Source organism: Castellaniella sp. (assembly GCF_034007085.1).
In the GTDB taxonomy this organism is placed as follows: Bacteria; Pseudomonadota; Gammaproteobacteria; order Burkholderiales; family Burkholderiaceae_B; genus Castellaniella.
The window spans coordinates 1-8,279 of sequence record NZ_JAVERO010000101.1 but is presented as its reverse complement, the minus strand read 5'-3'; the positions used below and the strand labels follow the sequence as shown (position 1 = coordinate 8,279).

Annotated in this window: 7 protein-coding genes; 1 reads left to right on the top strand and 6 read right to left on the bottom strand. The window is 64.1% G+C overall.

Annotation, left to right across the window (positions count from 1 at the left end):
* The 6 genes from RBR29_RS09050 to ompA all read right to left on the bottom strand — a co-directional run.
* Positions 1-1,012 (bottom strand): ABC transporter ATP-binding protein (locus tag RBR29_RS09050; protein WP_320348733.1); only part of this gene is annotated, 1,012 nt, incomplete at its 3' end.
* A 14-nt stretch (positions 1,013-1,026) separates the two neighbouring features.
* The gene (locus RBR29_RS09045; protein WP_320348731.1) at positions 1,027-2,064 is read right to left on the bottom strand and encodes an extracellular solute-binding protein; all 1,038 of its coding nucleotides are present in this window, start codon (positions 2,062-2,064) and stop codon (positions 1,027-1,029) included.
* A 145-nt stretch (positions 2,065-2,209) separates the two neighbouring features.
* Entirely contained in the window at positions 2,210-3,196 is a 987-nt protein-coding gene (locus RBR29_RS09040) for a diaminopimelate dehydrogenase (RefSeq protein WP_320348729.1), read from the bottom strand.
* 98 nt (positions 3,197-3,294) lie between these two features.
* Entirely contained in the window at positions 3,295-3,975 is a 681-nt protein-coding gene (locus RBR29_RS09035) for an HAD-IA family hydrolase (protein WP_320348728.1), read from the bottom strand.
* Positions 3,976-3,980: 5 nt separating this feature from the next.
* Complete coding sequence (ubiG, locus tag RBR29_RS09030; RefSeq protein ID WP_320348726.1) at positions 3,981-4,688, bottom strand: bifunctional 2-polyprenyl-6-hydroxyphenol methylase/3-demethylubiquinol 3-O-methyltransferase UbiG; 708 nt, start codon at positions 4,686-4,688, stop codon at positions 3,981-3,983.
* A gap of 105 nt (positions 4,689-4,793) precedes the next feature.
* Positions 4,794-5,363, bottom strand: a complete 570-nt coding sequence (gene ompA / locus RBR29_RS09025; protein WP_320348725.1) for an outer membrane protein OmpA — start codon at positions 5,361-5,363, stop codon at positions 4,794-4,796.
* 375 nt (positions 5,364-5,738) lie between these two features.
* On the opposite strand from ompA, the gene gyrA reads away from it, so the two are divergent.
* Positions 5,739-8,279, top strand: a 2,541-nt coding sequence (gene gyrA / locus RBR29_RS09020; RefSeq protein ID WP_320348724.1) for a DNA gyrase subunit A, incomplete at its 3' end; no start/stop codon positions are given.

Below are 8,279 nucleotides of genomic sequence, written 5' to 3'. Positions count from 1 at the left end.
CGGGGTCGATGCGGGCCAGCAGCCGCTCGTCGTTGACGCGGATCTCGGCCTCGTAGACCTCGCCGACGAATTCCATGGATTCGATCGTGCCCTCGATGACGTTGAAGCCTGGCCCGACTTCGTGACGCGTGATGCGAATGAATTCCGGGCGGATGCACAGCGTGGCTTCGGCGCCTTCGGGCAGGGGGCGTGCCTGGCAGTGGATCGTGCCCAGGCCGCAGCGAGCCAGGGTGAAATCACCTTCCCGGTTGCGGACGATGGCCGGGAACTGGTTGGCGCGGCCGATGAAATCCGCCACATAGCGGTGCCGTGCGTCGAAATACATGTGCTGCGGAGTGCCGGTTTCGATCACGCGGCCGGCCTGCATGACGGCAATCGTGTGCGACAGGGCCAGGGCCTCGACCCGGTCGTGGGTGACGTACAGGGCGGTGATGCCGAGTTCGCCCAGGAAGCGGCGCAGCAGTTTGCGGGTTTCTTCCCGTAGCTTGGCGTCCAGATTGGACAGTGGTTCGTCGAACAGGATCACGCGCGGCTCGGCGACCAGGGCGCGGGCCAGGGCCACTCGTTGCTGCTGTCCCCCCGACAGACGTGTGGCAGGTTGCCGCTCGACGCCGCGCAACTGGACGAATTCCAGCGCTTGGGCGACTTTTTCGCGGATTCTGGCTCGAGGGGTGCCGCGCACCTGCAGCGGGTAGGCAATATTGTCGAAGACCGACATGTGCGGCCAGATGGCGTAGGTCTGGAAGACCATCCCCAGTCCGCGTTTTTCCGTGGGGACGGCAATGCGGCGTTTGGCCGACCAGACGATCTCGTCGCCGATGCGGATTTCACCGGCGTTGGGGGTTTCCAGGCCGACGATGCAACGCAGCAGCGTGGTTTTGCCGCAGCCGCTGGGCCCCAGCAGGGTGAAGATTTCGTTGGCCGGGATCGTCAGGTCAACGTGGTCCAGGGCGGCGACGGTGCGGCCCTCGGACTGATAGGTCTTGCACAGGCCCTCGATGCGGATTTCCATGGCGCTCGTTGGATTCAGCGGGGGCCGAACAATCGGCTGAATTCGCGCCCCCAGCGCTGCATTTCGTCGTCGGGCAGATCGCGCACGACCTTGACCCGGACCTCGTCGATGCCCGGAATCGGAGGGTACACGCCGGGGGCCAGCACGTATTCGCCGACATCCCGGGCCAGCAGCGACATGGCTTGCCGGCTGAGCCAGTAATCCACAAGCGCGCGCGCAGCGGCCGGGCGGGGCGCCTGGGCCGTGACGGCGATGGCACGGGCCGAACCCAGCAAGGGGCCCGATTTCGGCCCCCAGGCCAGCGGTGCGGGCGACTTGGTGACGATGTACTTGGGCATGGAAATGGCGATGCGCTTTTCGCCGCTTTCGATGGGGGCCGGCGTCGGGCCGAACGAGGCCACGAACATGGGTTTGTTGGCGGCCAATGCCTTGATGAACCCCATCCAGTCGTCTTCAGAGGCGAAGACCTGTTGTTCCTTGAGCCCGACCAGCCAGGAGATCGTCGAGGCATGATTGGCCGGATTGGCCATGACGATCTGGTCACGCCATTTCGGGTCGGCCAGATCCTGGTAGGTTCTGGGGGCATCGGCCGCCTGGACATGTTCGGTGTTGTACAGGTAGGACACGTATTCCACCCCGAACAGGGTGATGTGGTCGTCCTGCGTGGCCCAGTCGGGGTAGCCCTGGGCGGCGGGGGACCGGTAGGGGGCCAGGATGCCTTGCGCCTTCAGGATTTCCAGCATCGGCAAGGGGGCCTGCACCACGTCCGCCGACAGCTTGCCGGCGGCGGCCTCGGTCAACAGCGTGGGGATGAACTTGGAACTGGCAATGCGCGTGTATTCGCCCTGGATGCCGGTGGCCTTGTGAAAGGCATCCATGATGGGCTGCACGGCTGTGATGTTGGCAAAGAATGTGGCTTTGCCTTCGGCCCGGGCAGCGTCGAGGGCGGCGGCCGCATCGCTGCCCGCCTGCGCCCAGGCCGGCAGGCCGGGCAGGGTGGCCGCCCCGGCAAATTTCAGGAAATCCCTGCGGTTGAAGAAGGGCAGCTTCATGGTTGGCTCCTGAATGTTGTTTTTGGCATGGTAGTGTGCACAACGGCCATAGGCAAGCAGGCCGGAATTCAGAAGAGCGCGTGGAACTGCAGGTGTGCGGCGCCACAGGGTGCCGGGCGGCACTGGACGTTCTGCGGCGGCTGGCCTACAGCAGCGCAGCGCGCAGCGCCTCGGGGGACTGGGGCGACAGCAGGCCGGGCGCCACGTCGAAGACGGTGCGGGCGCCGGTTTCCCCGGCGGTCTTCATGCGCCAGGCGGCGCGCGCATAGGCCACCAGCACGCTGGACGTGAATGCGGGATTGCTGTCGAGCTTCAGGGAAAATTCCATCGTCTGGCGTTCGGCTACCGTCTGGCCGCTGCGGATGACGAAGCCCCCATGCGGCATGCCGGCGTGTTCCTGGACCAGGGTGGCTTCGTCGATGAAATGCACGGTGGTGTCGTAGTCCGCAAAGTAGTCCGGCATGGTGATGATGGCCTGTTCGACGGCGCGCGCGTCGGCGCCTGGTTCCAGTACCACATGACATTCGCGGCGATGTTTTTCGCGGGTCGAGAGCGATGGCTGTTCGCCGGCCCGCACGCGCTCGACCGCCTCGGGGACGGGGATCGTGTACTGCACCCCGGCGCGCACGCCCGGCACGCGTCGGATGGCGTCGGAATGTCCCTGGCTCAGGCCTTTGCCCCAGAAGGTATAGGTAGTGCCGGTGGGCAGGATGGCCTCGCCCATCAGCCGCTGGATGGAGAACAGCCCCGGGTCCCAGCCCACGGCGATGATGGACAGATTGCCATGCTCGCGGGCGGCGGCGTCGACGGCCTTGAAGTATTGAGGAATCCGGGCGTGGGTGTCGTAGCTGTCCACCGTCGTGAACCATCGGGCCAGATCGGGGCCCTGAGCGGGCAGATCGTTCTTGGAGCCGCCGCACAGGATCATGACGTCGATCTGGTCGCGGTATGCCTCGGCCTGGTCCAGGGGCAGCACCGGCACTGCGGGGTCGGCCAGGTGCAGCGATGCCGGGTCCCGGCGCGTGAAGACGCCGGCCGGGCGCATGTCGGGACAGCGGGCCAGTGCCGCCAGAGCGCCGCGCCCGAGATTGCCGTAGCCGGCGATGCCGACGCGGATCGTGTGTGAAGCCATGGGATTCCTTCGGATTGCGTGATTCGGTATTGCTGATGGCCCGGTACTGCGGACCGATTCTGTCGGCAAGGGGTGGGGTGCCCTGGCCGGCGTATGGTTCATGGTTGCAGATTCAGGCCGCCCCCGGCCCAGCGTGTGATCAGGGGCCAGAGGTCTTCTGGGGAATTGGCGATGGCATCGGCGCCCCAACGGGTCGGATCGTCCAGGGTGCAATAGCCGTAGGCGGCTGCCACGGTCGCCATGCCGGCCGACTGGCCTGCCACGATATCGCGTTCATCGTCGCCGATGTAGATGCAGCGTTCGGGAGCAACGCCAGCCTGGCGGGCGGCATGCAGCAGCGGTTCGGGATGTGGCTTGGTGTGGGGCGTGGTGTCGCCGCCGACGGTGACCAGGCAGCGATCCTGCAGGCCCAGATGGCGCACGATGGGCAGGGCCAGGGATTCGATCTTGTTGGTCACGATGCCCCAGCCATAAGCCTGTCCGCCCAGCAGGTCCAGCAGTTCTGGAATGCCGGGGAACAGCCGGGTGCGCACCAGCATGGCCTCGGCATAGTCGCGCAGAAACCGCTGGCGTGCGGCTTCGTATTCGGCAGATCGGGCATCCAGATCGAGGGCGGCCTTCAGCAGGCCGCGCGCCCCGTGCGAGGCGTATGGGCGCAGCGTTTCGTAGGGCAGGGGCGGCAGGCCACGATAGTGGCGCTGGCGGTTGGCGGCGGCAGCCAGGTCGGGCGCCGTATCGGCCAGGGTGCCGTCGAAATCGAACAGGACGAGGCGACGCATCGGGGTCATTCCGGCCGCCTTGCGGCCATCAGATAATTGACGCTGGTATCCCGTGTCAGGTTGTAGCGCCGCACCAGGGGCTGGTAGCCCATGCCGGACAGCCCGACGACTTCCAGCCCGGCCGAACGCGCGGCGGCAGCCAGTTCGCTGGGAGTGATGAACTGTTCGTAGCTGTGGGTGCCGCGTGGCACCATGCGCATGAGGTATTCGGCGGCGACGATGGCCAGCAGGAATGATTTCGGGTTGCGGTTCAGGGTCGAAAAGCACACCAGGCCACCTGGGCGTACCAGTCGTGCGCATGCGCTGACGACCGAGGCCGGATCGGGCACATGTTCCAGCAGCTCCATGCAGGTGACGAGGTCGAACTGACCGGGCAGGCGCTGCGCGTAGTCTTCGGCGCTGGCGCATTCGTATTGGACCTGGACCCCTGATTCGTGACTGTGCAGGCGAGCGATCTGCAAGGATTGCTTGGCCAGGTCGATGCCCGTGACCTGGGCGCCTTCGGTGGCCATGGCCTCGGACAGCAGGCCGCCGCCACAACCGACATCCAGCACCCGCAGCCCTTCCAGGGGGCCGGCCTGGGTGCGGATCCAGTCCAGGCGCAGGGGGTTGATGTCGTGCAGGGTTTTCAATTCGCCCTGGGGGTCCCACCAACTGGAGGCAAAGGCGCTGAATTTTTCGAGTTCTGCCGGGTCGGCGTTGGCTGCATGCATGGGACGGGCTCCAGTGGGAATCCGGAAATGAATAGGGCTCCGTTGAACGGAGCCCTATTGTAGCCGCCACGCGAGGGGCGCGGCGGTTTCGTGCGGTCTGCGGAATTACTTGCGGGTACCGACGATTTCGATTTCCACGCGGCGGTTCTGCGCACGGCCTTCGCGGGTCTTGTTGGACGCGACGGGTTGCAGTTTGCCCTTGCCTTCGGCGTAGATGCGGTCGGCCGGCACGCCCTTGCTGATCAGGTACTGCTTGACCGTGTTGGCGCGGCGCTCGGACAGCTTCTGGTTGTAGGCTTCGGTACCGATGGAGTCGGTGTGGCCGGTGGCGATGACCGTTTCCAGGTTGATCGAATCGGCTTGCTGGGCGACTTGATCCAGCACTTGCTTGCCTTCGGGCTTCAGGTTGGATTTGTCGAAGTCGAAGAACGTGTCGGCGTTCAGCACGACCTTGCTGGCAGTCGGGGCGACGACGGGCGCTTCGGCGACGGGCTTGCCGCAGCCTTCGGCAGCGGTGGCCGGCGTCCAGAAGGCATCACGCCAGCAGTTCTGGCCGCTCGCGTCCTTCCAGACATGGCCGTCCACGTTGGTCCAGTTGTCGGAGGCCGAGGCAGTGCCGACGGCGGCCATGGCAGCGATGGCGAGTCCAATAGCGATTTTGGAGGGTTTGTTCATGTTTCTCCTCGTTTGAGCATGATGCTTGAAAGTGACCGCAGCGAACCCCCGCCGCATATCGAAAGAACGCTTCCAGTATAGCAATGTCGAGTTGGAATGCTCAGAGTTGCGCTGGGTTTCATGCGTGTTAGCCGAAATCTTAAGGCATTTCATCCGTCGGGTTAAGCACAAATCCCTCCGCGCCCTTTCTGGGCCTGATTTACGCGGGTGGAGGTGGCTGGGTGTAGGCTTTTTGCAACATTGGGGCAGTCCGATTGTCGGGTTGCCGTTGCGGGCCGTTCAGCCAGAGACGCTGGAGCGAATGATAGAATCACCGATTGGCCGGGGCTGCGTTCAGTCCAGTCATTCAAGCCTGAAGGGTTTTTCGGATACGCCATGGATTCTTTCGCCAAAGAGACGCTGCCCATTTCGCTCGAAGACGAAATGCGGCGCAGCTACCTGGATTACGCGATGAGCGTGATCGTGGGGCGCGCCCTGCCGGACGTGCGCGACGGGCTCAAGCCCGTGCACCGGCGGGTGCTGTTCGCCATGCACGAACTGAACAATGACTGGAACCGCGCTTACAAGAAATCCGCGCGCATTGTCGGGGACGTGATCGGTAAATACCACCCCCACGGTGATTCGGCGGTATACGACACCATCGTGCGCATGGCCCAGGATTTTTCGTTGCGCTACATGCTGGTCGATGGCCAGGGCAACTTCGGCTCGATCGATGGCGACAATGCAGCCGCCATGCGCTACACCGAGGTCCGCCTGTCCAAGATCGCCCACGAATTGCTGGCCGACATCGACCAGGAAACCGTGGATTTTGGCCCCAACTACGACGGCAGCGAACAGGAACCCCTGCTGCTGCCGTCGCGCCTGCCGAACTTGCTGGTCAACGGCAGTGCGGGGATCGCGGTGGGCATGGCGACCAATATTCCGCCGCACAATCTGTCCGAGGTCGTCGAGGGCTGCCTGTACTGCCTGCGCAATCCCGATTGCACCATCGACGAACTGATCGAACGCATCCCCGCGCCGGATTTCCCCACTGGCGGCATCATCTACGGCATGGCCGGCGTGCGCGAGGGCTATCGCACCGGACGCGGGCGGGTGGTGATGCGCGCCAAGGTCCACTTCGAGGACATGGAACGCGGCAACCGCCAGGCCATCATCGTCGACGCCATCCCTTATCAGGTGAACAAGAAATCCCTGCAGGAACGCATCGCCGAACTGGTCAACGAAAAGAAGATCGAGGGCATTTCCGACATTCGCGACGAATCGGACAAGGATGGCATGCGCCTGGTCATCGAACTCAAGCGCGGCGAAGTCCCCGAAGTCGTCCTGAACAACCTCTACAAGAATACCCAGCTGCAGGAAACCTTCGGCATGAACATGGTGGCGCTGGTCGATGGCCAGCCGCGCCTGCTGAACCTGAAGCAGATGGTGCAGTATTTTCTGCAGCACCGTCGCGAAGTCGTCACCCGCCGCACCATCTTCCAGCTGCGCAAGGCCCGGGAACGCGGCCACGTGCTGGAAGGCCTGGCGGTGGCCCTGGCCAATATCGATGACTTCATCGCTATCATCAAGGCCGCGCCCACCCCGCCGGTGGCGCGCCAGGCGCTGATGGATCGCAGCTGGGATTCTTCCCTGGTGCGCGAAATGCTCGAACGCGCCGATGCCGACGTCGCATCGGGTGGCCGCGCGGCCTATCGCCCCGAGGGCCTGGACGCGCATTTCGGCCTGCAGGCCGATGGCCAATACCGTTTGTCCGAAGTCCAGGCCCAGGAAATCCTGAACATGCGCCTGCAGCGCCTGACAGGGCTGGAACAGGACAAGATCGTCGGCGAATACCGTGAAATCATGGACACCATTGCCGACTTGCTGGACATCCTGGCCCGTCCGGAACGGGTCTCCACGATCATCGGGGATGAATTGCAGGCGATTCGTGCCGAATTTTCCAACGCCAGCAATGACCAGCGCCGTTCGGAAATCGAATACAACGCCACCGAACTCGAAACCGAGGACCTGATCACGCCCATGGACATGGTGGTGACGCTGTCGCGCAGCGGCTACATCAAGAGCCAGCCGCTGTCGGAATACCGGGCCCAGAAACGGGGCGGGCGCGGCAAACAGGCCGCCGCCACCAAGGAAGACGACTGGATCGATCAGCTTTTCATTGCCAATACGCACGACTACCTGTTGTGTTTTTCCGACCGGGGGCGTGTCTATTGGCTCAAGGTCTGGGAAGTTCCCCAGGGGTCACGCAATTCACGCGGCCGCCCCATTGTCAACATGTTCCCGCTGGTCGACAACGAGACCATCACGGTGGTGCTGCCGGTCAAGGCGTTCAGCGATGACCGCTACGTGTTCATGGCCACCTCGCGCGGGACGGTCAAGAAGACCCCGCTGTCGGATTTCTCCAATCCCCGCAAGGCCGGCATCATTGCCGTCGGCCTGGATGATGGCGACTTCCTGATTGGCGCCGAACTCACGGACGGCCAGCACGATGTAATGCTGTTTTCCGATGCGGGCAAGGCCGTGCGCTTCGATGAAAACGATGTGCGTCCGATGGGCCGCACGGCGCGTGGCGTGCGTGGCATGTCCCTGGAAGACGGCCAGGCCGTGATCGCCCTGCTGGTGGCCGAAGACGAAACCCAGAGCGTGCTGACAGCCACTGAAAATGGCTATGGCAAGCGCACGTCCATCGTCGAATACACGCGCCACGGGCGCGGCACCAAGGGCATGATCGCCATCCAGACTTCGGCGCGCAACGGCAAGGTCGTCAGTGCCGTGCTGGTGCAGCCCGAAGACGAGATCATGCTGATCACGACCGGCGGGGTGCTGGTGCGCACGCGGGTTTCTGAAATCCGCGAAATGGGGCGCGCCACCCAGGGGGTCACGCTGATCAATGTGGACGAAGACAGCCAGCTGTCC

What these genes read in the sequence shown, in the direction of transcription:
- RBR29_RS09045 (WP_320348731.1), bottom strand. Translation starts at nt 2,064, where the DNA reads ATGAAGCTGCCCTTCTTCAACCGCAGGGATTTCCTGAAATTTGCCGGG.
- ubiG (WP_320348726.1), bottom strand. Translation starts at nt 4,688, where the DNA reads ATGCATGCAGCCAACGCCGACCCGGCAGAACTCGAAAAATTCAGCGCC.
- RBR29_RS09035 (WP_320348728.1), bottom strand. Translation starts at nt 3,975, where the DNA reads ATGCGTCGCCTCGTCCTGTTCGATTTCGACGGCACCCTGGCCGATACG.
- RBR29_RS09040 (WP_320348729.1), bottom strand. Translation starts at nt 3,196, where the DNA reads ATGGCTTCACACACGATCCGCGTCGGCATCGCCGGCTACGGCAATCTC.
- ompA (WP_320348725.1), bottom strand. Translation starts at nt 5,363, where the DNA reads ATGAACAAACCCTCCAAAATCGCTATTGGACTCGCCATCGCTGCCATG.